At 50.8% G+C, this 26,420-nt stretch carries 17 protein-coding genes; 6 read left to right on the forward strand and 11 right to left on the reverse strand.

Annotated elements, in window-relative coordinates; all coding sequences use genetic code 11:
• Nucleotides 1-38: 38 nt before the first annotated feature.
• Nucleotides 39-1,751 carry a hypothetical protein gene (locus tag GK108_RS27155; protein ID WP_163954740.1) on the reverse strand — a complete coding sequence of 571 codons (1,713 nt, stop codon included), beginning with the start codon at nt 1,749-1,751 and terminating at the stop codon, nt 39-41.
• Nucleotides 1,752-2,121: 370 nt separating this feature from the next.
• Between GK108_RS27155 and dnaK the strand changes: the two genes are divergently transcribed.
• Nucleotides 2,122-4,038 (forward strand): molecular chaperone DnaK, encoded by a 1,917-nt coding sequence (gene dnaK, locus GK108_RS27160; RefSeq protein ID WP_163954741.1) that lies wholly within the window; start codon nt 2,122-2,124, stop codon nt 4,036-4,038.
• A gap of 85 nt (nt 4,039-4,123) precedes the next feature.
• On the opposite strand, the gene GK108_RS27165 is transcribed toward dnaK, so the two are convergent.
• Nucleotides 4,124-4,513, reverse strand: a complete 390-nt coding sequence (locus GK108_RS27165; RefSeq protein ID WP_163954742.1) for a DMT family transporter — start codon at nt 4,511-4,513, stop codon at nt 4,124-4,126.
• Between the two features lie 241 nt (nt 4,514-4,754).
• Between GK108_RS27165 and GK108_RS27170 the strand changes: the two genes are divergently transcribed.
• The gene (locus tag GK108_RS27170) at nt 4,755-6,830 is read left to right on the forward strand and encodes a glycoside hydrolase family 97 protein (RefSeq protein WP_163954743.1); all 2,076 of its coding nucleotides are present in this window, start codon (nt 4,755-4,757) and stop codon (nt 6,828-6,830) included.
• A gap of 11 nt (nt 6,831-6,841) precedes the next feature.
• Here the strand turns inward: GK108_RS27170 and GK108_RS27175 are convergent, their stop codons facing one another.
• Nucleotides 6,842-7,342: a DinB family protein gene (locus GK108_RS27175; RefSeq protein ID WP_163954744.1), complete on the reverse strand. Its 501-nt coding sequence runs from the start codon at nt 7,340-7,342 to the stop codon at nt 6,842-6,844.
• Between the two features lie 192 nt (nt 7,343-7,534).
• Between GK108_RS27175 and GK108_RS27180 the strand changes: the two genes are divergently transcribed.
• Entirely contained in the window at nt 7,535-8,416 is an 882-nt protein-coding gene (locus GK108_RS27180) for a sugar phosphate isomerase/epimerase family protein (protein WP_163954745.1), read from the forward strand.
• Nucleotides 8,417-8,440: 24 nt separating this feature from the next.
• On the forward strand, nt 8,441-9,784 hold the full coding sequence (locus GK108_RS27185) for a Gfo/Idh/MocA family protein (protein WP_163954746.1): 1,344 nt from the start codon (nt 8,441-8,443) through the stop codon (nt 9,782-9,784).
• 101 nt (nt 9,785-9,885) lie between these two features.
• Here GK108_RS27185 and GK108_RS27190 read toward each other — a convergent pair whose 3' ends face one another.
• The 8 genes from GK108_RS27190 to GK108_RS27225 all read right to left on the reverse strand — a co-directional run bounded on the left by GK108_RS27190 (nt 9,886) and on the right by GK108_RS27225 (nt 22,929).
• Nucleotides 9,886-11,157, reverse strand: a complete 1,272-nt coding sequence (locus GK108_RS27190; RefSeq protein WP_163954747.1) for a polysaccharide pyruvyl transferase family protein — start codon at nt 11,155-11,157, stop codon at nt 9,886-9,888.
• 121 nt (nt 11,158-11,278) lie between these two features.
• A complete protein-coding gene (locus GK108_RS27195; RefSeq protein WP_163954748.1) occupies nt 11,279-12,601 on the reverse strand; it encodes a polysaccharide pyruvyl transferase family protein in 1,323 nt (440 codons plus the stop codon).
• Nucleotides 12,602-12,611: 10 nt separating this feature from the next.
• Complete coding sequence (locus GK108_RS27200; RefSeq protein ID WP_163954749.1) at nt 12,612-13,922, reverse strand: polysaccharide pyruvyl transferase family protein; 1,311 nt, start codon at nt 13,920-13,922, stop codon at nt 12,612-12,614.
• Nucleotides 13,923-13,928: 6 nt separating this feature from the next.
• On the reverse strand, nt 13,929-16,166 hold the full coding sequence (locus tag GK108_RS27205; RefSeq protein ID WP_163954750.1) for a polysaccharide lyase family 8 super-sandwich domain-containing protein: 2,238 nt from the start codon (nt 16,164-16,166) through the stop codon (nt 13,929-13,931).
• Between the two features lie 32 nt (nt 16,167-16,198).
• Nucleotides 16,199-17,644 carry a RagB/SusD family nutrient uptake outer membrane protein gene (locus GK108_RS27210; protein WP_163954751.1) on the reverse strand — a complete coding sequence of 482 codons (1,446 nt, stop codon included), beginning with the start codon at nt 17,642-17,644 and terminating at the stop codon, nt 16,199-16,201.
• Between the two features lie 14 nt (nt 17,645-17,658).
• The gene (locus tag GK108_RS27215) at nt 17,659-21,054 is read right to left on the reverse strand and encodes a TonB-dependent receptor (RefSeq protein ID WP_246225204.1); all 3,396 of its coding nucleotides are present in this window, start codon (nt 21,052-21,054) and stop codon (nt 17,659-17,661) included.
• A gap of 110 nt (nt 21,055-21,164) precedes the next feature.
• Complete coding sequence (locus tag GK108_RS27220; protein ID WP_163954752.1) at nt 21,165-22,259, reverse strand: FecR family protein; 1,095 nt, start codon at nt 22,257-22,259, stop codon at nt 21,165-21,167.
• A gap of 58 nt (nt 22,260-22,317) precedes the next feature.
• Nucleotides 22,318-22,929, reverse strand: a complete 612-nt coding sequence (locus GK108_RS27225; RefSeq protein WP_163954753.1) for an RNA polymerase sigma factor — start codon at nt 22,927-22,929, stop codon at nt 22,318-22,320.
• A gap of 167 nt (nt 22,930-23,096) precedes the next feature.
• Here GK108_RS27225 and GK108_RS27230 point away from each other — a divergent pair, with 167 nt between their 5' ends.
• On the forward strand, nt 23,097-23,942 hold the full coding sequence (locus tag GK108_RS27230; protein ID WP_246225206.1) for an alpha/beta fold hydrolase: 846 nt from the start codon (nt 23,097-23,099) through the stop codon (nt 23,940-23,942).
• Nucleotides 23,943-24,046: 104 nt separating this feature from the next.
• The gene (locus GK108_RS27235) at nt 24,047-26,419 is read left to right on the forward strand and encodes a DUF1549 domain-containing protein (RefSeq protein ID WP_163954755.1); all 2,373 of its coding nucleotides are present in this window, start codon (nt 24,047-24,049) and stop codon (nt 26,417-26,419) included.
• The last annotated feature ends 1 nt before the right edge of the window (nt 26,420 follow it).

The raw sequence follows: 26,420 nt of genomic DNA on the forward strand, positions 1-26,420 counted from the left end.
CTTGTTATAGCAGGTTCAGTAGGCCAATTACTCTTGGATCAGGATAAGGTAATGGTATGCTCAAATGGAGTAAAACCGGTTAAATAAACAGTGGGGGCATCCATCGGAGCTAAGGCGCCACGCAAGAGCACACCTTTGTGCTGTTGTAAGCCGGGGCCAAACGTAATGGTGTCATTCTGGACCGTATAACTTCCAGAGCCGGAGAGAAGATACGCATTGTCGCGGGTAGGGTGTTTGCTTACTCCGGTGAACGATCCACCGGGTCGAAAAATAAGCTCTACTGCAACCGGTACGCCATCCGTCCCTGTGATTTGAATAATAGCTTCGATTCCGCGTTCGGCTTCATGGATGGTGATTCGGGTCTGGAGTCGTTGGATTTCACTTTGTTTCCGGTTAGATCGGGGCATTTTTTCCCAGTCGCCATCAACGGCAATGGTTTCCGGTGGGTAGGTTTGATAGTAAGGCCCCTCCAGCGATTGAGTCAATATCCATGAATCGCCCTGTTTATCAATGGACTCGGTCAGGAACTGACCTTTGCCGAAAAAAGAAGCGGCCATGCGTACCCCCTGCAAAATAGCATTGCCTTTATGGAACGTGAGCCAAACCGGGTTTGCCGATAGGATTGTACTGTCCCATCCATTCCGTCTAATTCGGACTAGTCCGGATTTCCGAAATGCCTTTACGTAGTTCGCTGGTAATGGCTGGCTGGGGGGCAGTTCGCGCCAGATCGACGGGTCGTTGAGAAAATAATCGAGGTAGTGAATCAATTTAGGGAGGAGGGTTTTCTCCATCTGGCGACATAGGGCTGCCATCTCCCCATTTTTATCCAGCAAAGCCAGATACCGATACGCGTAATAATAACCTTCTGGTGTGCCAACGCCAGCCTTGTCCTGGCGGCCCGACGCTTCCGTAACCAATTCCCCGTTGGGGTGCAGATAATACAGCGTCATGGTTAGATTGCGTCGGACATAGTCGAGCAGTTCTGGTTTATTCAGTCCTTTTGCGATTGTAATAAGTAGGCGATTGGTTAGGGGAGAATAAATCAACGTACTACGTTCGTTATACTGCCCATCGATATCCATATCGATGTGTTCCGACAGCCACTGGTTAACGCGGGCAACGTAGCGGGCATCGGGCCAGAGTGTATTCAACTTTGTTAGGGCAGCCGATACCACCCATCGGTGATTAGGGGTATGAATACCCCCCACAATCAGGGCTTCGCCAGCCCTGATCAGAAACGATTTAAACGTAGCGAGCACACCAGCCATGTCAGGCGTTCCGGAGCGGGACAGCAACGAATACGCTGTGGTTAAGCGTTTTACAATGAAACCAGTGTCGGGTGTTGAATGAAAGTTAGTGGCTGGTAAATCCAGCGTACCATCGAAATGCTGGATTTTCAGTAGAAACTGAAGCGCCAGGTGTGTTTCGTCGAGTATGATTTTTGACCGATAATGCACTGACTCTGGGCAGGCCATAGCACAGCAGGCCCGGCGAATAAAATCGGATGTCGTTTGCGGATTGGGGATATCTTCCCAGTCTTTAAACCCGCCAAATGCCGGGTTTGTGGCCTCTGTGATACGTAGTGTCCGAACCGTAATCAGCTGCTGGTCATTACCCTTGACCAAGTCAACCAGCCAGTCTGGCTTAGCCACCGATGCGCCCAGAGATGATTGAGAAAATACAGGGAATCGGGCAGTTTGTATTAGACAAAGGGAAGTAACACCTCCACTTAAAAATGTTCTTCGGTTCATGAAAAAAGGTCAGGGACATTGACTAGCTACCGCAACTTTTAGGCTGGTTACGGTAAGCCTGGCACCTGTATAAAAAAGAACAGGTACCAATTTATACTGCTACGTATGGCAATCAATATTGTTAAGTAAAAGCTGAGCATCCGCTTTATGACTTAAGCGATAGGTAGGCGCCGACTGCTGGTCTGCCACATTTTAAAGACAGTGGTTGTACAAAGGCGACATTCTGGCCCAATCAGGCACTTTGGTCTGCCAATCTGACAGCAATTCGAACAATTTTCTCGGCTGGCATTTCTATTGTTAGATAGCACATGTCTGTCAGTCTATAACCACAGTAGGTAAAGACGCTAAACTCACAATTGAATAAAGTAATATGGGAAAGATTATTGGTATTGACTTAGGCACCACGAACTCGTGTGTGGCCGTGATGGAAGGCAACGAGCCGGTCGTGATCCCTAACTCTGAAGGAGCACGCACGACACCGTCGGTAGTCGCATTTATGGATAACGGCAACGGCGAACGGAAAGTTGGTGCACCGGCCAAACGCCAGGCCATCACCAATCCGAAAAATACGATCTCTTCGATTAAACGTTTCATGGGTAAACGGTATAACGAAGTGACGAATGAAGCGAAAACCGTCGCTTATGACGTAGAGAACGGTCCAAACGGTACCCCACGGGTTCGGATTGGCGACCGTCAATATACTCCACAGGAAATTTCGGCGCTGATTCTGCAGAAAATGAAGCAGACTGCCGAAGATTATCTGGGTCAAACTGTAACAGAAGCGGTTATTACCGTACCTGCTTATTTTAACGATGCTGAGCGTCAGGCCACTAAAGAAGCGGGCCAGATTGCCGGTCTCGATGTAAAACGTATCATCAACGAGCCAACCGCTGCTGCACTGGCATATGGTCTGGACAAAACCGATAAAGATCAGAAGATCGCCGTATTTGATCTGGGTGGTGGTACGTTCGATATCTCGATTCTTGAGCTGGGTGATGGCGTGTTCGAAGTTAAATCGACCGATGGTGATACGCACCTGGGTGGTGATGACTTCGACCAGGTAATCATCGACTGGCTTGCCGACGAGTTTAAGAAAGATGAAAACATCGATCTTCGTCAGGACCCAATGGCGCTGCAACGGTTGAAAGAGGCCGCTGAGAAAGCCAAGATTGAACTGTCGAGTTCTAACTCTACAGAGATCAACCTGCCCTACATCATGCCGGTGAATGGCATTCCTAAACACTTAGTACGCTCACTGAGCCGTGCTAAGTTCGAGCAGTTGGCCGATTCGTTGATTCAGCGTAGCCTGGAACCTTGCCGTCGTGCTCTGAAAAACTCAGGCCTATCGGCCGGACAGATCGATGAGGTTATTCTCGTCGGTGGTTCAACTCGTATTCCGAAAGTGCAGGAGGAAGTTGAAAAACTGTTCGGTAAAAAGCCATCGAAAGCCGTTAACCCCGACGAAGCCGTAGCCATTGGTGCTGCTATTCAGGGTGGTGTGTTAACTGGTGAAGTGAAAGACGTACTGTTGCTCGACGTTATTCCACTTTCGCTGGGTATCGAAACCATGGGCGGTGTGTTTACCAAAATGGTAGACGCCAATACGACCATTCCAAGTAAGAAAGTTGAAGTTTACTCGACGGCTTCTGATAATCAGCCTAGTGTAGAAATCAACGTATTGCAGGGTGAGCGCCCAATGGCAGCTCAGAACCGTCAGTTAGGTCGGTTCATCCTGTCGGATATTCCACCAGCACCTCGCGGTGTTCCTCAAATTGAAGTAACGTTCGACGTAGATGCCAACGGTATTCTGCACGTAACGGCTAAAGATAAAGGAACTGGTAAGGAGCAGAAAATCCGGATTGAAGCATCGAGCGGTCTGACCGACGCGGAAATCAACCGGATGCGTGAAGAAGCGAAAGCCAACGAAGCGGCTGATAAACTGGAGCGCGAGACGATTGAGAAAGTTAACCAGGCCGACTCAATGGTGTTCCAGACCGAGAAGCAACTGAAAGAGTACGGCGATAAGCTGACTCCTGCCAATAAAACGGCCATCGAAGAAGCGCTGGGCCAGCTGCGTACCGCTCATGGTTCCCGCGATTTAGCGGCTATCGATGCTGCTATGGAGAAGCTGAATGCCGCCTGGTCTGCTGCTTCGACGGATTTGTATAATGCTACAAACGGTGCTGGTGCACCAACCGATGGAGCTGGCTTCGACGGTGGCAATGCCAACCAGGGCCAACCAACTGGCGACAACGTTTCTGACGTACCGTTTGAAGAAGTGAAATAAGAGTTTCTGATTGAGTTAACGAAGCCCTTGCTGGAAACAGTAAGGGCTTCTTGCTTTGTGTTACGTACGTAGTGATGGCAACCAATTACTCGTTTGCTGTTATGGTCTTCATGCCAACAATGCCCGCCAGGATCAGGAGTAGAAAAAACAATTCAAGCGCTGACCATGATTGCTTGAACCAAATGATGTCGCCCAGTTTAAGAAAGACCAGCGACAACGACATCCAGACCGCAAAGGCGGTTGTGGTAGGAATGGTACGCATAGCAATAGACAATAACACCGAATTAAGGGCTCCTAACGCCAGATAGCCAATCAAGGCAACTAGGAGTAGGCGACCCTCTGCACGATTTAGAAGCCCGGACCAACGTAACGAGCCTACGGCCACATTTTGCATGACTTTCAGGGAGTAAGTCCAACCCATCTGACTAATACCGGCAGCTACCAGGCAAATCCAGCCTATACTACTTTGGAACATCGTTAGAGCGCATGGAAACAATCTGTGTAGATTAGTTTCCGAAACGTCAAATGTAGGTTAAACCTAAATGTGTCAATTTTATGAAATAATTAATAATTGACCAGGAAATTAATTGTATAAACGAATAAGCCTGTTAGTACAGGATATACCTAAATTTTGTTTGTAAATATTTGTCGATATATTGTTGCTTATTGAATAAGGCTCTGTCTCCGCTATTAGGCAGGTCAACAGCAAGATATACATGGCAAAATTCTATCTATTCATTGGGTTACTGACTGGTATTTTTCTGGATAGTCACGCCCAGCAGATGATCGTAACGCAGTCGCCTAACCGGGCAATTACGTTAATCATTCGAAATACTGGGTCTGGAGAAATTACTTATCAGGTTCGCTATAAAAACAAACCGGTCATTGAGCCATCCAGACTAGGGTTTGTACTGAATAAACCACCGCTTGAACTAACTCGATTCAGTATCGTGAGCGCCGATTCATCCCAGAAAGATGAGACGTGGGCGCCAGTTTGGGGAGAGGTCAGCCAGATTCGCAATCATTACAGAGAGGTTGCGGTGAACCTTCAGGACAAGTCCAGTTCACAAATTGCCTTGCGGGTACGGTTTCGCTTATTTGACGACGGGATCGGGTTCCGCTATGAATTTCCGAAACAAACGGCACTGAATCATTTTATTGTGGCCGACGAGCGAACCGAATTCCGTTTAGCGGCCAATCATCAGACGCTCTGGATGCCGGGCGACTATGATTCCAATGAATATCTTTATAATACGACCAAACTTACGGAAGTCGATGCCGTAGTGGCTGCCGATCGGGAGAAAGATACCGCGCTGAAATCGATTATTGGGCCCAATGCGGTTCAGACGCCTTTACTGTTTAAGACCGCCGACGGACTTTATATTAGTTTATATGAAGCCGCATTGCTTAACTATCCCGTCATGCATCTGCAACTGGATAAGAAAAGCCTGACACTGACGTCGCAGCTCGTTCCCGATGCCGTCGGCAATAAAGCGTATCTGCAAACACCAGCGCAAACGCCCTGGCGAACGTTGATTATTAGTGACAAGGCCACGGATCTGCTCGCATCCAAATTAATACTGAACCTGAACGAACCATCCACGATCAGCGATCCTTCCTGGATTAAGCCTCAGAAGTTCGTGGGCATGTGGTGGGAAATGCACGTGGGAAAAGCGACCTGGGAAAAAGCAGGCGGAAAGCACGGCGCTAATACGCAGAACGTAAAAAAATACATCGATTTTGCGGCTAAGTATGGTTTTGATGGCGTACTGGTCGAAGGCTGGAATGAAGGCTGGGAGGATTGGTTCGGTAACTGGAAGGAGGATGTGTTTGATTTTGTTACGCCTTACGCCGATTATAACCTGGATTCATTAACGGCCTACGCTCAGAAAAAAGGCGTTCGACTCATCATGCATCACGAAACCTCTGGTTCAGTAACCAACTATGAGCGCCGGATGGATGCCGCATTTCAATTTATGGTGGCCAAAGGAATCAATACGGTGAAGACGGGCTATGTGGGACGTATCATTCCAAGGGGAGAACATCATGACGGTCAGTGGATGGTGAACCATTACCAACGTGTAGCCGAAAAGGCTGCTCAATACAAGATCATGATCGACTCCCACGAATCGGCACATCCCACCGGTTTACACCGCACTTATCCAAACTGGATGGCGAGTGAAGCCGCACGCGGGAGCGAATTCAACAACGCGCCCACTCTCGGCATTACGCCTGAGCACACCACTATTCTGCCGTTTACCCGGTTGTTGGGCGGTCCCATGGATTTTACACCCGGCCTGTTCCGATTTAAACTGAATCAGTTTGAGAGCACGCGTAAACAGCAGGTTCGGACCACATTAGCGAAACAACTAGCGTTATACATCACCCTGTATAGTCCGTTGCAAATGGCGGCCGACCTCCCCGAAAATTATGAACGACATCTGGATGCGTTCCAGTTTATTCGTGATGTGCCGGTCGATTGGGACGACACGAAGGTGATAGCGGCCGAACCTGCTGATTACATTGTTATCGCCCGGAAGGAGAAAAAGGGGCCTAATTGGTACGTAGGAGCCATTACCGATGAAAATAGCCGAACGCTTCCGGTTAAACTGGATTTTCTCGAGCCTGGTAAAACCTATGAGGCTGTGATCTATCGGGACGCTGCCAATGCCGACTGGGATACCAACCCCGAAGCCTACCAGATTGACCGGAAGACGGTAACCTCTCTGACAACGTTATCGCTGGTTTTGGCAAAAGGGGGCGGTTGTGCTATACAATTTGTTCGGCGCTAACGGGTGCGTCATTAACCCCAGGCTCCCAGCAATCGGCGGATGATAATGATTTCGCCAACGTGATACGCCGTATGGTCTGCAATCAGCAGCGCTTCCCGAAGCAGATTCTGGCCATCGCCGTGCGGAAAAGGGGCGTATAAATCCTGTTCCGGATTGCTCAATAAGGCAATAAAAGCCTCCCGATCCTGCCGAATCTGATGCAAGGTATTCTCCCAGTCCTGTTCATGGGCTGGGATTTCTTCTTTAGGCCAATAGCCTGATGGCCAGGAAGGAGATTGATGCGATGAATCCCTCGAAAATTCGAGAATGTCCCACTGGGCGATCCGAATATGCTCAACCAGCTGCCAGATACTATACGGTATATGGTCGGGCTTGACTCCCCGCAAATCAGCAGGCAAATCCCTTACGGCATCGTCGAAAGATTGATGGGCATTGTTACTGGTTAATAACTCGATTAGCTGCTTCCTGACAGTGTCATTGATGGCAGAAACGGATTGGTTCGTCTGGTTCATTCGTTTGCGGTTTTTATCTATACACTACAATCCAGACTAACGAGTGTTTGCTGGACAGCAGAAAAAGTAGTTTTCTATAGTTATTCGGGTATTTGTTGTGAACCTCCCAAGAGTTAGCGGCTTAAATCAGTAAAAATAGGCTCAGATCGTCTTACCCTTATCGGATAGCCCCAAAATTGCTAGTTAGTATCGATGACGACACGACGATCGTTTTTAAAAAATGCCGGAGGCAGCGTAGCCCTTGCCTCAATAGCTCCTGTGTCCATAACTACGACAGCGTCTGCTGAGACCCTCAGCGCACCTGGCGAGGACCTGTTCAAACTTGGCATGGCTGGGTACTCATTTGTTCACTTCAACCTGGACCAGGCGTTGGAGATGATGAAAAAGACCGATGTTCACTACCTGTGCATCAAAGACTTTCATTTGCCTCTCAATAGCACGCCTGAACAGATCAAAGCTTTTCATGAAAAACTGGCCAGCGCGGGGGTTACTGGCTACGCTGTTGGCCCCATTTACATGAAAACGAAGGAGGAAATCGATAATGGCTTTGACTACGCAAGGCGGGTCGGCGTGAAGCTCATCGTGGGGGTTCCGAATGAAGACCTGCTACCGCTTATCGATAAAAAAGTGAAAGAATATGACATGAACTATGCCATTCATATTCACGGTCCTGACATCAAACTGTGGCCCAATGCCAAATCGGTTATGGATGCGGTAAAGGATTTGGACCCACGGATCGGCCTGTGTTTCGATATGGGACACGATACACGGTTTGGCGACGATGCGATCGCTGATCTGGAGAAATACGCCAAACGGATTTTTGATATTCACCTGAAGAACGTAACGGCTGCCTCCAAAGAGGGAAAAACCTGCGAGCTGGGCCGGGGCGTCATTGATATTCCGGCCTTCGTGGCGATGCTACGTAAGATCAAATACAGCGGAAGCTGTAGCCTTGAATACGAAAAAGATATGAAAGATCCACTGGCCGGAATCGCCGAGTCAGTAGGCTACTTCAAAGGTGTTTGCGATGGGACCCGGCCCGGAGGGACCCGGTCTGGCAAACGCAAATCTTAATAACCCTGTCATTAATTGGAAAGAATGGAAACGTCCAGAAGAGAGTTTATAAAAAAGGCAGCCCTGAGCACCGCCGGTTTAACAGTGGGTGGTCTGGCCACGGGTATGTCGGCCAAAAGCTACGCTAAAATCATCGGCGCTAACGAACGCCTAAATATAGCCATTGCCGGTCTTGGCCGACGAATGGGGGCTTATTATGAGCCAATCGCCAAAAAAGAGAGTAACGTAGAGTTGCTGTACTTGTGCGACGTGATGAAAAAACAGCGGGACTCCGCGCTTCAGAAATGGTCGAAACACATTGACTACAAGCCGAAGCTGGAAAACGACATTCGAAAAATATTCGCCGACAAGGATGTTGATGTGCTGATCAATGCCACGCCCGACCACTGGCATGCTCCGGGAACCTGGATGGCGGTGCAGTCTGGAAAACACGTTTATGTAGAAAAGCCCTGTAGCCAAAACCCGCGCGAAGGAGAACTACTGGTAGAGTTCCAGAAGAAATACAACAAAGTCATTCAGATGGGAAACCAGCAGCGTTCGGCCGCTGAGTCTATCGATATCATCAAGCAGATCCATAATGGCGTAATTGGAAAGCCGTTTAAAGCGGTAGCATTCTATGCGGCCACCCGTGGCGAAGTGCCCATTCCGAAAAAAGCTCCGGTTCCAGATGGACTGGACTGGGAGTTGTTTCAGGGACCAGCGCCACGCCGGGAGTACACGCACGATACGTGGGATTATAACTGGCACTGGTATGGCTGGCTCTACGGCACCGCAGAAAGTGGCAACAACGCTACGCACGAGCTGGACGTAGCACGTTGGGCGTTGCAGGTAGAGTATCCGGAATACGTAACGGTTGAGGCTGCCAAGCGTTATTTCGAAGGCGACGGTTGGGAAATGTACGATACGATGGACGCTACGTTCCGTTTCCCCGGTGATAAAATCATCAAATGGGATGGTAAGAGCCGTAACGGACACAAAACGTATGGCAGTGATCGGGGAACGATCATCTATGGCACAAACGGAACCGTTTATGTCGACCGTGATGGCTATACGTTGTTCAGTCGCGAGGGCAAAGTCATTAAAGATAGTAAGGCCAAAGGTTCCGAAGCAGGCACCGCACTAGGCGGAGGGGGCGACATGAGCACGCGCCACGTTCAGAATTTCTTCGAAGCGATCAGAGGCAAGGAAAAACAAAATTCACCCATCGACGAAGGGGCTAAAAGTACGTTGCTTTGCCATCTGGCCAACATCGCTTACCGAACTAAAAAATCGTTTGCCGTCGATACGAAGAATGGGCATATCCAGGATAAGGATGCTATGAAACTCTGGAGCCGTGAGTATGAAAAAGGCTGGGAGCCCAAGATTTAGTTTTTATCAGAACTGGATACAAAAAAATAACCGGGCAATCGCTCGGTTATTTTTGTTTGAATGAAAAAAACAGAATTTGGTTATGCTAGTATAGGGGAAGATCAGGACAGGTTTTTGGCCAGCACACCCATCGTTTCGCGCTGACGTTTTTCCACAAATTTCTGCGCTTTCGCTACTTTGGCTTTGGCCGCTTTCGGATCTTTCGCCATAGCCAGCACCGCTGGAACAATTTTCGCTACGTCGCTGGGCGTATCCATATCGAACAGCCATTCGTTTAGGCCAATATCCCGCCACATAGCTCCTTTGCTGGTCTGCTCTTCAAACCGACAAACGATGGCCGGAACGCCCTGCGCAATGCACATAATGGGAGAGTGCATCTCCAGTCCAAACAGTCCCGCCGACCGGATATACGTACTGACGGCCTCATCGGTCAGCCAATAATGATCGCGCCAGACAACTTTTTTCTTCACATCGTCGGGGAGCGGGTCGTACAGCATTTCCTTACCGATACGTACCTGGGTTCCGTTTTCGGGCACAAGCAATACTTTGAGCGGGGTTTGCCGAACCACCTGAATAATGGCTTCGCGGATAGGAGCGTTGTCCTGCTCTTTCATTTTATCGTTGTACGCCCGTTTGGCTTCGTTGGGTGCCTGTTTTTTGCTGGGCAACTCCCACCAGGGCGAAAACCGATACTGCGGAATGGCACACAAGAATTTCCCCGGCTCCAACCCGTGTTCCTTTAAAAATGCATCGGCCGCTGCATCGTCTCGAAGATCGACGGCAAAAGCACCATCGGGACAAAACTCCATGATCGGGCATTTTACGCCATTCTTTCGGGCAAACTCCAGCGATACCGAATCCCGGAAATAAGCAAATTTGGCGTTGGTCAGCAGCTCAATATCAATAGGATTGAATTTACTACGTTCCTCGGGAAAGCCATAAACGCCCGGAAACGTAATGCCATAAATGCCGTAGGGTTTTCCCGTTTCGTTTACCCAGCGTTCTATGTCCTTACGCGCCACCAGCTGCGGCCCGGACCCGTGCAGCATAAACACGCAATCGGTAAAAGCTTTCTGGATTTCCTCCGGTGTTCGGATAATCGGTACGTTGGGGAATCGCTTACGTAACATTTCCTCTACGCCGTTTCCCACGTTCGAGGGCCACAGCCGTACCTGTACATCGGGCAGGTATTTTTCGAGCAGCGTTAATACGCCCGGTGTATGCGCAATGTCGCCGATGTTTTCGGTTTGCCACGACGAACGCAGAATAATAGCTTTAGACGCTACGTTGCCCGCTTTTAGCGAAGAAAGTGAACCTAAAATCAACCCGGCGATACCCGGAACCTGCTGAAGAAAATCGCGTCGGTTTAGCATTATTTCGAATTACAGTTAGACAGGTTTTTTTGACAGGATTAACAGGATTTTCAGGATTTATTGCGTTGAATATTGATAACAAATCATGTTCATCCTGTAAATCCTGTCGAAAAAAAATCAGTTACGCCATTACATTTTTCTTTACATACCCCATTGTTTCGCGCTGGCGTTGCTCTACGTATTTTCGAGCTTTAGCCGCTTTTGCTTTGGCCGCTTTGGGGTTTTTGGCCATTTCCAGTACCGTGGGTGCGTAACGAGCAATATCTTCTTCCTTATCAAAATCAAACAGCCAGTCGCCCAGACCAATGTCTTTCCACATGGCTCCTTTGCTGGTTTGTTCCGCAAAACGCCCCACGATAGCCGGAATGCCATTGCCGATGCACATGATGGGCGAGTGCATTTCCAAACCAAACAAGCCCGCCGACCGGATATACGTACTAACAGCTTCGTCGGTGAGCCAATAGCGGTCGCGCCAGACTACTTTCGCTTTTACATCGTCGGGAAGTTTATCGTACAGAATCTCCTTGCCGAGTTTGACCTGCGTTTCATCTTCAGGACAAATCAGCACTTTCAGCGGAGTTTGCCGAACAACCTGGATAATGGCTTCACGAAGGGGCGCGTTGTCGTGTTCGCGCATGGCCTTGTTCCGTGCGTCACGTTCTTCATTGAACGGGGTTTTCTTGCTTGGAATTTCCCAATAGGGGGTGAAGCGCGTCCGCGGAATCACGCACATAAACTTGCCCTCCTCCAGACCATGCTCCTTCATGAACGTAGTGGCAGCCGCATCGTTACGTAGATCAACGGCAAAAGCTCCATCGGGGCAGAACTCCATAATGGGCGATTTTATGCCAATATTCTTCGCGAACTCCAGCGACACCGAATCCCGGAAAAGCGCGAATTGTGCTTTTTTGAGCATCTCGACGGCTTGCGGATTAGGCGTTACCACAGCCTTCGGATCGGGGCTGTAGACGCCAGGAAACGTAATGCCATACACACCAAACGGTTTGCCAGTTTCTTTATCCCATTGTACTACGCTGCCAGTCGCCACCAGCGACGGACCGGAGCCATGCAGTAGAAAGACACAATCGGTAAAGGCTTTCTTAATTTCCTCCGGTGTTCGGATAATCGGTACGTTCGGGAACCGTTTGCGCAGCAGCTCTTCTACGCCATTATCCACGCTCGACGGCCACAGCCGTACTTCTAGGTCGGGCAGGTATTTTTCGAGCAACGTTAGAACGCCCGGCGTATGACCAATATCGCCAATGTTGACCGTTTGCCACGATGAACGTAGGATGATGGATTTTTTAGTGGCCAGACGGTCTGCGGCCAGACCTGGTTGTGTTTCGGTTAATTGCGCCAACGCCGGAATGCTGGACAGCAACCCAATCAGAGCGGGCGTTTGTTTCAGAAAGCTGCGACGGGTTGACAGGGTTTCGTTATTCATTGCGAATGCATTAAGAAGTCAGTTTAACAAGCTTACGCACGACCTGCATCGATGCTTTTTGGCGGTCGGCCACTACCTGCATAGCCATACGGGCTTTTTCTTTAGCTTTTGGATAGTTTTGATGAATCTGCATCAGGGTCGTGTTCATCGTGTCGGCTGAGGTGGTGTTAATGTCGAACAGCCACTCATTCAGGCCAATATCGCGGAACATCCAGCCCTTGCGCCCGTGCCAGATGGAACGGGCATGAATCACCGGAACGCCCAGCGCCAGCGCCATAATGAGCGAATGCGGTTCCATGCCAAATACTGTGTGAGCGCGGGCATAGACCGACATCGCTTCGTCGGCGCTCCAGAACGTATCACGGAAAACAACGCGGGGTTTTACGTCGTCGGGCAACGTAGCGTACAGCATCGTCCGGCCATATTTGGTTTCCTTGACCGACTCGGGGGCAATCAATACCTGTTGCCCGGTTTTTCGGACCCAATTAGTAATTACCGCGCCGGTTTTAGTCATCCAGTCGCGGTTTTGGGCCTGCTGTTCAGGCGTTGGGTTGGCGGGGTTCAGGAAACTGCTCTTGCCGTGACCATCGAGCGGGGCCGTATTCGTACGGATCACGACCGCCAGAAATTTACCCGCTTCCAGCCCGGTCTGTTTGAGGTAAGCCAGTCCTTTTTCTTCGTCGCGCACATCGATACCAAAACAACCGTCCGGCCCGAATTCGAGTACGGCAGGCTTGAATTTATTTTCCTGCAAATAGTTCAGCGAATCTTTGTCGCGGGTGTAAATGAAAGCGGCTCGGTTCAGTACGTCGCGGAAAATCAAATCGGAGGGGGAGGCAAACTTATCGAACGACTGGCCGTAGAGCCCAAACGGGATGTTACGTTCGTAGCAATAAAGCATCGGCGTGAGGTTCCCCATCGGCGCATTCCATTCGAAGCTGAACAGCCCGTAATTCATCGGCATGCCCGAATTATGAATGTATAGATTGGCTTCGTTGAATGCCTTCATAACGGGGCTATCGGGTTTGTCGGGAGCAAATTCGCCCGACACCAATTTGACTTTCGGGAAGTTTTTAGCCACCAGCGCTTCCGTAACGGGGCGGGGAGCCGCATGCCAGAGCACAACCTGCGCTTCGGGTACGTAGCGTTCCAGCAGACGTAGCGTTCCGGGCGTGTGACCGATGTCGCCAATGTTCATATCGTTCCACGATGACTTGAGCAGAATAACGGGCTTAGCGGCTGCGAACGATGGCTGAAACGGAAGTGCCGTGGCGGCCATCGACAGGCCAGATACCTTAAGGAAATGTCGGCGTGACGTCATAATTAGTTAAGCTTTCGGGAAGGACTGTACCTGTGGACGACCAGCTTCCGGACCCTCCGGGAACGTAAACGTCGTTGCGATGGGCTTTGCCGATGCGGTCGAATCCTGCACTCGTACCGTCACCTTTCCGGCACGATGGGTCGGATTACCGACGGCCAATGTCCACTTATTGTTCGTACTGCGTCGCCATTGCACCATGCAAGGCTGGTCGACAGTCAGTTTACGCTGATTCGGTAAGTCGAGCGAACCCGGTTTCCAGAAGATAACCTGCGCCAAATCGGGGAGCGCAATGGCCTGTATCGTATTCGTATTGGCGACAATAGTTGGCGACTGAAAAGCGGCAATATCGGCCGGTTTAAGACCCGGTGCCACTACGTAGCTGTATGTGAACCCTTCTTTCGAACCCGATTTGTCGTGTTCAATCCAGAGACTGAATACGTCGCCCTCAATGGCCGGAGGTGGGTTTTTAGGGTCTTCGCGGGCTTCGCGGTGCGGTGCCGTGTTGAGTGTTTTCCAGGGGGCTGACTTGCGCTCAGTACGGATACGTAGGTTCGTTGCCTGCGGGAAGAGATACGTTACGCCGTCGTGGTGGACCCATCCAGCCTTTGTTTGGGTATGGGTTTCGCCGTTGGGCAGCGTAGCAGTTTGTTCACTGGTAGTCACGGCGCCCTTGGCCCAGCATTGATTTATGCTTGTTACAACGGGCAACGTAGCGTCGTAAGACCGGATGCTTGCGCCCAGACAGACAACAACGTTATCCAGAAAAAACCAGGCTTTCTGCGCGTGTAAGCCAGCCCGGTGAACTTCCATGGATGATGCGCCCAGTGTTCCGTCGGATACGCCACCCGCCCAGTCACTACCGCCGTATGAACCAGCGCCCCAGCTGTGCAAGGGTAAGGGTACACTCGGATTGTACACACAACTCACCCCCGGCACTCGTCGCCAATCCCAAAGCGGGAAAATGTTTCGATATTCCTCACCGGTCTGCATCAGGCACATGGCTCCATCGCCGAGATGATAGCCTAATTCGTTTTGCTTTCCGCCCGATTCGTGGCTGTACACCCGACGCGACGACATGCGGGATGATGCCTGAAAACTGGGGCGGTTGTGCGCTACGTAGTCCGACATCCAGAAAACCCGATTGCCGACCGGAGCCGTGTTGGGTTCCGCTTCGCCCCGCATCCGACGAGCAAATGCCTGAAGTTCGGCCTGACGTTTGCCGCCAAACGGGATCAAATGATCGCAGGCGGCTTCGGTTCCGAAACCGGAGTCATGATCGGGACCATGCTTTACCGGCCAGGATACCATTCGTCCTACGGTCGTAAAATCAAGCGAACGGCCCCGCGTAAGTGGTTGCTGACCATCGAGGACGTAGCGTGTCAGTGTTTCAATTTTGTCGGGCGCAAAAGCCAGCGATGTGTTACGTAGCGCCAGTGCCAGCGCCGTAGCGTCGCGGGAGAAGCCAAGACCGTATAATCCGCCCGAATAAAACTGGGGACCGTGCTGGTGAAAACTGTAATCAACCTGAATACTTTCTCGCCGACCCGGGCCAATTTCCCGTTCGGCCTGTTTGGCGTAACGCGCTACGTAGGCGGCATCGTTCGACAGTAATCCGGCCAATACCTGAATGGTAGCTTCGTGCATCAGGTTTTCGCCCGTTGCCGGAGAGCCGGAATAGTCCAGAACGCCATCGGGCCGCACGCACGTTTTCAGGATCGTCACGATCTGCGCTTTTTCGGTTGCCGACAATTCATTGCCCATCAGCACAGCAGCCTGTCCCAACGCTAGCGGTGAGCCAATCTGATAAAACCAGCCCGCCGATGGGGGATGAGGCTTTCCTAGCCACACGCTCAATGCCCGATGCAGTGCGCTGGCCAGTTCGCTACGTGGCTGACCCTTCGCTTCGTGAAAGGCTCCTGCCAGTTTCAGAATGCGGGTGCAGTGGCCGTATCGTTTGATGCCTTCGTGCTCGGGTTTGAACTGTGCTTCCAGATCAGGCCAATGACCAGTCGGGTCTAACGTAGCAAGCAGTTGTTCCGTGCTTATCCAGTTTACTTCCGGGATAAGGGTCAGATAATGTTCGGCGAGCCGTTGCTGAATAAGCCCCAGTTCTGACGGAGCCGCCGTCGGGTCAAGCAGTTGTGTCAGGCCGAAACCGGGCCATAGTAGCCCTAGCCCTCCAATTGCCCCACCAGTCGATTTAAGGAAGGTACGCCGATTGGGCAAGCGATTTTCTTCGTGCATAAGTAGCTGTATCTAAAGGAAATCCTTGCCTGTTAATAGCCTGGGTTCTGCACCAGTTTCGGGTTCGCATCCATATCGTTTTGCGGAATCGGAAGCAGATTATGAAACGGTTGAATGGTTGCGTTACGCGAAAAGCTGTTTTCCGCTTTCACGGCATCAACCAGCCGACCCGTCCGTACCAGATCAAACCGACGGCTATTTTCGAACGTCAGTTCCAGCCGGCGTTCGAGCCAGACTGCTTCCTTAAACTGCTGATAGCTAAGCCCACTGAGCGCAGTCAGACCGGCGCGGGTCCGCACCCGATTGAGGGCCGCGTATGCTTCGGGGGTTGGGCCACTGTTTGCTTCATTGAGGGCTTCGGCCTGCATCAGCAATACATCGGCATAGCGCAGCACGGGAATGCTGGTTCCTTCGCCCCCGGAGGTTTTGGCCGTTTTATCCCATAGCTTCTGAAACGAAACCGCTTTGGTTGGGTCAGGGTCCGTAACTGACAGATTGGTCGTTACGCCGTTGTATACGTAGGACGTTATGAACGTAACGGCTTTCCGCTTGTCGTCGGGGGTATAGGCGTTAAACAGGGAAGGACTCACGCGGGCAATTCCGGCACCACCGCTGGGGTAGATCAATGCCTGCCGCACCCCGAAATTTCGTCCAAGTCCGTGGCCCCGAACATCAGTCAGGTATTGAACCTCAAAAATATTCTCTTTTCCACCTCGGGCCGAGAGCGCAAATGCATCGGCAAAATTGGCGTATAGGTCATAAACTCCCAAGTCAATAACTTCTTTTGCTTTGGCGGCTGCCTGCGCCCAATAGGGTGAATTGGCGGTGGTACCGGCACGGGTCAGATATACTTTTGCCAGTATGCCTTTGGCCGCTCCCTGCGTGACCCGGCCAGTTTCGGCGGCTGGGTATGACTTGGGCAGCACACTTTCGGCTTCTTTCAGATCCGCTTCAATCAGCGCATAAACATCGGCCAGCGGTGAACGGCCCACTTCCAGCCCTTCCAGCGACGTTGTTTCTTTGGTTATTAGCGGCACGTCGCCGTAATACCGTACCAGATTGAAATAATGGAGTGCCCGCAGAAATTTGGCTTCGGCTACGTAGCGTTTTTTGAGGGTTTCGTCCATCGGAATTCCCGGCAGCCGATCAATCACCGTATTGGACCGGTTGATTCCCCGATATCCCTGGGCGTAGGTCCCAATCAATGAGTTGGCGGGGGTAAGATTGTAACGCCAGAGTAACGGCCGATTGGCGTCGCCCGTCAGAAACGGAATGGCCTCGTCGGTGGTCGTAATGTCGATGTTGGGATCGAGGTTGCCGATGGCATTGTAGCAGGCCCCCAGTGCGGCCCGGGCGTCATCGGCGGTTTTGTAATACGTAGCGTTGGTCAGGTTGGTAACGGGCGACAGATCGAGCTGGTTTTCGCAACCGAACGCCATAAATACCGGAATGATCAGCAGAAGACGGTTTAGTTTCATGATCGGAGGGCGGTTTAGAGTTTCAGATTCAGGCCAATCAATAAGGTTTTGGAGGCTGGATACCCGCCGTAGTCGATTCCCTGGCTGAGCGATGAGCTACCGTAGCGGTTAACTTCAGGATCATAGCCCGTGTATTTGGTAAATGTCAGGTAGTTCTGAGCCGCTACGTATACTTTGACGGACGAAAAACCCGCCTTATTAATCAACGTAGCAGGCAGGGTGTACCCCAGCGAAATATTTTTCAGCCGCAGGTAAGAACCATCTTCGACGTGCAGGCTGGACAGTAACCGCGACCCACCAGCTGCATTGGCGCGGGGAATGGTATTGCCACCGTTCGTTGGCGTCCAGCGATCCAGAACGCGGGCCGACTGGTTGTTGCCGCCCGTCAGGTTAATCAGGTCGAACGTAGCGTAGTTGATGATATCATTTCCAAAACTTCCCTGAAAAAAGAGATTCAGGTCGAAGCCTTTATACGAAAACGTATTGTTGAAGCCACCGAAAAAATCGGGGTTGGCGTTGCCGATGATATCCCGGTCCAGATCGTTGATAACACCGTCGCCATTGCGGTCAACATAGCGAAGATCGCCGGGTTTAGCCGTTTTCTGTGCCGAGGCATCCACGTCGGCCTGATTCTGAAAAATACCGTCTGTTACCAGCCCAAAGAAGCTACCCAACGGGCTACCTACGCGCAGCAGAATCGGGTTCTGTGCCGTGTTCGAAATAGTGGCGTCGGAGCCGGTCCGAAACTCCTGCCGACCATCGAGCGTCAGAATTTTATTCTTGTTGAACGAAATGTTGAATTCCGATGACCAGCGGAAACCACCCCGGTCGATGTTAATTGTATTCAGTGCAAATTCGAACCCTGTATTGCGAACGCTACCAATGTTTTTGAGGGTGTTGCCGAAGCCAGACGAGGTAGGTACGCTCACGCTGAAGAGAAGGTCAGACGTTAGTTTGTTGTAGTAGTCAGCCGACACCTGAACCCGGTTGTTGAACAGGCCGACATCAAACCCGACGTCGAACTGGGCGTTTTTCTCCCACCGCAGATCGGGGTTGCCGATGCCGCCCGTTGCCGATCCTACCTGTAAAGCACCTCCCAAAACATAAGGTGCTGACGAAATGTTGGCCAGGTACTGATAGTTGCCAATTTCCTGATTACCCGATAAGCCGTAGCTGGCCCGGATTTTGGCATCCGATACGCCCGTCAGCCCCTTCATAAAGGGTTCGTTCGCCAGTTTCCAGGCAAAGGCGCCCGATGGAAAGAAGCCAAACTTGTTGTTCGGGCCGAAACGACTGGAACCGTCGCGACGACCGGTAAGCGTAAACAGAAAGCGATCTTTCAGCGAGTAGTTGACACGGGCCAGATACGAGATAAGTCGCCACTGGCTGGACCCCGTGCTGGGTGCCACCAGCGTAGAACCCGCTCCCAGATTATTATACAAGGCAAAATCGTCGGCAAAGGTATTGGCGTTCGCGTCTACCGATTCAGCATTGATTCCCTGAAACGTATAGCCGATTACCGCATTGATGTTGTGATCAGTGCCCAATTGGCGGGTGTAGTTCAGCGTATTCTCGTTCAGCCAGTTTATTGATTGCGACGAGCTAACTGAACCGCTTCCGCCCAGGCTGGCCCCTAACGTAGCAAGCCGGGTAACGTAGTAATTGTTTTTTGAGGTTTGTAAGTCAGCCCCGAAAGTGGTTCTGAACGTCAATCCTTCCAGAATTTTTACGTCCACATACGTGTTGGCCAGCAGGCGAATCAGCGAGGTACGATCCGTAAATTCGTTGATCATCGCCATCGGGTTATCAGCGCCCAGACCGTTCAGTACGCCCACGTTTTTATAGTAACTACCATCGGCATTGTAGATCGGGAACGTAGGGGAGAAGTTGAACGCCGAGGCAATGGCGCCGTCGACGGCCCGGTTTCCAGCCGTTTCCGTGCGGGGACCATTCTTGATCGTGTAAGCCCCCTGAATAGTCATGCCCACTTTTACCCGCGACGACAGTTCGTTGTCCAGATTAGTACGTAACGTGTAACGCTTAAAATCGGACCGGGGAATAATACCGTCCTGGCTAAAGTACCCCGCCGAAATAGCGTAGCGGGACGTAGGGCTCCCGCCCGATACGGAAAGCTGATGGCTCTGCTGGGGGGCATCGCGCAGTACGACACGTTGCCAATCGGTGCCTTCGCCCAGCGTAGAAGGCAGAGGACGCTCGGCCGTACTACCATCGAAATACGGTTTGCCGCCGTTGTTTGTCTGCGCTTCGTTGACCAGCTCTGCAAACTGACGGGCGTTGAGAAGTGGAATAATATATCGCGGGGTCTGATTACCGTAGTAGCCATCGTAACTCACTACCGCCTTTCCCGCTTTACCCCGTTTGGTGGTTACCAGCACAACGCCGTTCGAACCCCGCGAGCCATAAATGGCTGTTGCAGAGGCATCTTTCAGGATTTCGATACTCTCAATATCATCCGTATTGATGGAGTTAAGGTTACCCGTCGGAAATCCATCGATCACGTAGAGCGGGTCATTACTGGCATTCACCGAGCCGGAACCCCGGATACGTATCGTCGCACTGCCGCCCGGCTGAGCCGAGTTGGTTGTCACCTGAACACCAGCCGCACGACCCTGCATGGCCCGGTCGAGTGATGGAATTGGCGTGGCTTTGATATTCGCTTCGCCTACCTTCGCCACCGACCCGGTCAGATCCGATTTTTTCACCGTACCGTAGCCTACTACGACTACTTCATCGAGACTCTTATCGTCCGTTTTTAAGGTGACAGATACGGTAGTCCGTTTGCCTACTTCAATTTCCTGCGATTGAAAGCCCACAAAGCTGAACACCAAAATGGCCGATTCGTTGGGAACCGCTAGTTGGTAGCTACCGGTGGCACTCGTTGACGTACCGCGTTGCGTACCTTTGACAAGCACACTGACACCGGGCAGCCCTTCCCCTTTTTCATCCGTAACGGTTCCGGATACCGTAATATCGGCCAGTCGATTGGCGGGAAATGTCAATGTAGGCACGGGGATACTGCCGGAATTTTCTTTGCGAAACAACAGGATTTGTTTGCCAGACACTTCGTACTGAATATGGAGTGGTGTCAGCAGTTCGGCCAGCGCTTCTTTAAGGGTTGAAAAGCGGGATTCCAGCGTTACTTTCTGGTTGATCTGGATTTCGCGGGGATTGTAAACGAACAGAATATTCGTTGTTCTTTCCAGCGTTGTCAGCGCCCGTTTCAGATTGGTTGTTTCGGTTCTCAGCGCGATGCGCTGATCGAGAATTTCCTGTCCATGCGCATGATGGGCATAAGTCGCACCCACAAACAGGATGGTCATCAGCAACTGAATAACCGATAGTTTCATGAGCGTTCGGCAGGAAAAACAGTTCGTGTATTGTCTATCCATAAGAAAGAAAGGGTTTGCTCATGGATAGCAGCAACAATACGTCGATACTGTATATTTTGTAATTTTTTTGAGATTTTTTTTAGGTGTACGAGTTTGGATGCCAATTGAGGCTATTTATTATCACATCCTTTACTGTGAATAACGATTTGGCCGTCGACCAGTTCGTACGATGAGCGGGTAATTTTGCAGATGAGATTAAGTTTATCAAAGAGCGACTCATTGGTCAGATTGGCGGTCAGATAGCATTCGCTCAGGCTGGCTTCATCGTAAATAAAGGTCAGGCCATATGTTTTTTCCAGCAATTTAAGAACCTGTGTAATCGGAGCCTCATCGAAAATGTACTCAATTTCAGGTGTTTGGAGAAGGTTAATTGGCCGGTCAACTACTGATTTTACCAGGCGTTTATCCGTATTGGAGAAAACAACCTGCTGATTAGGTGTCAAGACCATGCCCGCCGATTCGCTTTTGCTGGTTTGCTGCTCCCGGCTAACGTCATTACGTCGATAGACTGATACGCGGCCCGAGTGAACTTCTACTTTTGCATTGCTGGCCGTAGTGGTTACCAGAAAACTGGTTCCCAAAACCTGAGTCGAAATCTGATCTGTATAGACCCAAAATGGTTTTCTGGGGTTTTTAGTGATCGAGAAAAAGGCTCGTCCTTTCAGATAAACCTCGCGTCGATTCGGGTCAAATTGCTTCGGATACCGTAGTTTACTTTTTGGATATAACTGTACCTGGCTATTGTCCTGTAAACGAATCGTTTGTAGCTGAGCGCCCGTATTGACGGTTTCCACAAAGTCACTGTTTGTCAGATTGGTCGAATCAGCTTGCAAGCCACCGATTGAATCGTCGGATCGCTGTAGGTAGGCAATAGCAACATAGCCGATGCCGATTATAAGTAGTAACGAGGCTGCCAGTTGAAACGCGGTTCGTTGCCAGAATGGAACCACCCGCGCCGGATTGGACTGTAGGATGTTAGTCATGATTTGGTCCAACTCCGATGACGGTAGGGACGTGTCTTTTTCGCCCAGGGCCTGCAAGAAAGCTCTGGCCAGTTGCACCTTGTCGGTACAGTCGGGGTTCTGTTCCAGCCAGTTGAGCCAGAAGAGTTCGCTTTGGTGGTTATGGTCGATTACCCAGGACCGGAAGTAATCGTCCCGGCTCAGGTCGTCAACGCTATAGTCACGATAATCGGGTTTCTTCATCTGGCTGTGAAAGGCATGCTAAAACTAGATGGCAAATAGAGGCTGCAAATACTTGTTTTTAGAAAGAAAGTCCGTCGAAGAGTCGGGTCAACACCAGAATACCGACCCAGTTCTCGCGGAACGACTTGAAGGCAGCCTGTAATAAATTGGATACCGATTGCGGATTGACGCCCATGATGTCGGCAATTTCATCCCGTTCGAGATTCTGGTAGTAACGCAGGTAAATAACCTCGCGCTGGCGCTTGGGTAGCTGATTGAGCGAATCAGAGATCCGTTGGGTGGTTTCGGCCAGACTTTCCTGTTCGATAACGCTCCATTCGGGCGAAAACTCCACAAAACTCAGGTCGTTTTCCAGGTCCATAGGCTCGTCATCCCGATTGATACGCTGGCGATAACCTTCCCGTAGTACGCGTTTCCGTACGCAACTAAGCAGGTAGGCCCGTACGCTATCGGGGGTGCTGATCCGATCCCGGCGACTCCATATTTCGATAAATACTTCCTGAACGCAGTCTTTGACAAAGTCTTCGTCCCGAACAAACTTGTAGCCGTAGTTCTGCAGCGAATTAAAATATTTTTCGACCAGTTTTCGTAGGCCAAACTCACTGCTGTTTTTGATCTGCTGCCAAAGCAGCAAATCGGTAGCGGTCGACAGGCGTTCGTTGGATTTCATGCGTTCGTCGGGGAAACTCTTTTTAAAAAAGCCAGTGCTGGTTAAGATTCTACTATAACCCAGCCGTTGAATAGGCTTAAAAGGGGCAACGATGTATTAGTCAGGCTTTGCAAAGAGTGGCTAGCAGAATGAGTAACTTTCGGCCCAGCTTTAGTATGGATAAAGTCATGAAAACCATTAAACAGTTTTTTGTTTTTCTACTGGTAACGGGAATAGCAGTGGGGGCTCTGGCGCAGAGGCCCACTATTCGGTACGGTAGTAATGCTGGTGCGGGTAACTTCGTATCTATCCGGGGATTCAGGATGTATTACGAAGTCTATGGCTCCGGTAAACCCTTGCTGCTGATTCACGGGAATGGCGGGTCGATTAAGGATTTCCAGCATCAGATTTCGTATTTCGCCAGGAACTATAAAGTTATTGTGGCTGATAGCCGGGCTCAGGGGAAGTCGGTCGATACCAGCGACACGCTGACGTACGAAATGATGGCCGATGATCTGAACGCGTTGCTGACAACGCTCCGGGTTGACTCGTGCTACGTTATTGGCTGGAGCGATGGCGGAATCAATGGCTTATTACTAGCGATGCGCCATCCCGAAAAAGTAAAGAAACTGGCTATTACAGGCACGAACACAAGCCCCGATACGACGGCGCTGGATCCCGTTTTTTTTCGCTGGATGATCAATGCAAACGATAGTCTGGCAAAACTACCGCAGACAAGGACTGTGAAAGACCAGCAAAAACTGCTAACCCTGATGATGAACAACCCACATATTTCATCGGCTGATCTAAAGCAGGTAAACTGTCCGACGTTAGTGATTGGTGGGGATCATGACGTTATTCCGGTTAGTCATACGATGGCGATCGCCCAGGCGATCCCGCAAGCCTATCTGTGGATTCTGCCAAACTCCGGTCATTCGACCCTGATTACATACAAAGCTATGTTTAACCAAGTTGTCAGCGATTTTTTCAACCGCTCCTATCGATCAATCAAAGGCATGGCCAGACTCGACTAGTACCGCAACAGTTGAGCCGACGAATAGTAAATGTAGACAAAATCATTCTTTAGTTGACGTAACGGATTGGCCCGGTTCGCGCATTCGTTACGTTGACGTAGCGTATGATAGTTCAGCACATTCTCCACGTATCAATAGCATCGACATTCTGGCTTTGGCAATTCCTAGGGCGGCTTCATCCGCTGGTTGTTCATTTTCCCGTTGCCCTGCTCTGCGTTGCCTTAGTGCTGGAATGTATTGGGTGGTACCGTAAATCGTCGGACTGGCGGCCAGGCATCACGGCGTTGGTGTGGATCGGAGTGGTTAGTGCCGGGCTGGCTGCGGTGTTGGGGCTGGTATTGGTCAATCAGGAAGAATATAGCGGCAAGATGGTTACTATTCACCAGTGGTCGGGCTTCGCTACGGTCGTGCTGGCCGTTGGCGCGTTAATAGCTCTTCGTTTAAATCGGTTGGCTGTTTTCAGGAGCTTTTTGATGCTGACGGTAGTAGGCGTTACGTTGGCAGGTCATTACGGCGCTCTGCTAACCCATGGCGAAGACTATCTGACGGGCGTATTACCCAACGGTGATCCAGGTCCCAGTCCCGGAAATAAGGCTACGCTGGCATTCGCCAGCACGAACCAGCCATTGACCGATCAGCAACTTCAGGATCTGAATCTGGAGGTGCGGTCTATTCTGGCTCATAACTGTTATAGTTGCCATAGTGCTACCAAAACCAAGGGCGACCTTCGACTGGATAGTAAAGAACTGTTGATGAAAGGAGGGAAGCATGGGCCGATTCTGACACCAGGACAGCCTGACAAAAGTGAGTTGATTCGGCGCGTTACGTTACCGGCGGGCGATGAGGAAGCCATGCCAACCAAAGGTAAACGATTGACCGACAAGGAAGTAGCGTTGCTGTCTTTCTGGATTGAGCAAGGAGCACCCTGGCCGGATGGGGCCGAAAAAAGTATTTATCGGGTGGCCGCCTTAGAGCCTCGTTTACCGGTGGTGCCAGCCGCAACCGTCGATATTACGCAACCCATCGACCGATTCGTTAGTGCTTATTTTCAGCAGCATAAAATTGCCTGGAAAGGCGTAGTCGATGACCGGACCTATATTCGGCGGGTCTATATGGACGTCATTGGCTTACTACCATCGCCCGCCGAGATCCAGACATTTATCGCCGATACCCGACCCGACAAGCGGGAGCAATTGGTGAAAAAGCTGCTGAACCAGAATGATGCGTACGCCCAGCATTGGCTTACGTTCTGGAATGATGCGCTACGTAATGATTATACTGGAACGGGCTACGTAACGGGCGGTCGGTTCGATATTACTACGTGGTTATACGAATCGCTGAAAAAAAATAAGCCCTACAACTGGTTTGTGCGGGAGTTGATCAGCCCGAACAAACAATCGGCCGGATTTATTAAAGGCATCAAGTGGCGGGGAACCATCAATTCGAGCCAGCGTACTGAAATGCAGGCCGCTCAGAACGTAGCGCAGGTGTTTCTGGGGCTGAATCTAAAATGCGCATCGTGCCACGATAGCTTTATCAGCGACTGGAAACTGGACGATGCCTATGCGTTTGCAAACGTCTTTTCCGATACAACGTTAGAAATTAATCGGTGCGATAAGCCGACGGGTAAAATGGCCGGACGACGAATCCTTTTCAAGGAATTGGGCACCATCAGCGTCGACGCGCCTACGGAAAAACGATTACGGGAATTGGCCGATTTTCTGGTTCAGCCTAAAGATGGGCGTCTGTATCGGACGCTGGTTAACCGAATCTGGGCGCAGGTGATGGGGCGGGGAATCATTGAACCCGTTGATGTGATGGATAACGTGCCCTGGAGTCAGGATCTTCTCGACTGGCTGGCTTACGATTTCGTGCAGAATGGCTATGATCTCAAGAAACTATTGTATGCGATACTCACGTCCAAAACGTATCAACTGCCATCTGTTGGCGTAAAAGACGCGGGATTACTGACGTCGCCAACCTTTACATTTGACGGGATGGTCCGTCGGCGGTTGACCGCTGAACAATTTGCCGATGCGGTTAGTCAGGCATTTACGCCAATTTATCAGGATACGTCGATCGTGGACATGGTACCGAAACAGATTCATCGGGCTATCGTCTTTCCACGAGCCGCTTTAGTGAAAAATGATCCGTTTTTGACGGCATTGGGACGACCGAACCGGGAGACCGTTAGCACGAGCCGGAACTCACAGGCCAATTTGTTGCAGGCGCTGGAGCTGACCAATGGCGCTACGTTCAACGAAGCCCTGAAACGAGGAGCCGAACGTTGGAAAGCCAACGGAGCAACGTCAGAAGCCATCGTTACCAAATTATACTGGCAATCGCTGGGTCGTGCGCCATCGCCTAAAGAGCTGGCCGTTGCCCGACAACTTGTTGGCGATAAACCAAGTACTGAAGGCCTACAGGATTTAGTCTGGGCCATAGCACTGCATCCTGAATTTCAGCTGATTTATTAAC

It is taken from the genome of Spirosoma terrae, from assembly GCF_010435915.1.
Lineage (GTDB): Bacteria > Bacteroidota > Bacteroidia > Cytophagales > Spirosomataceae > Spirosoma > Spirosoma terrae.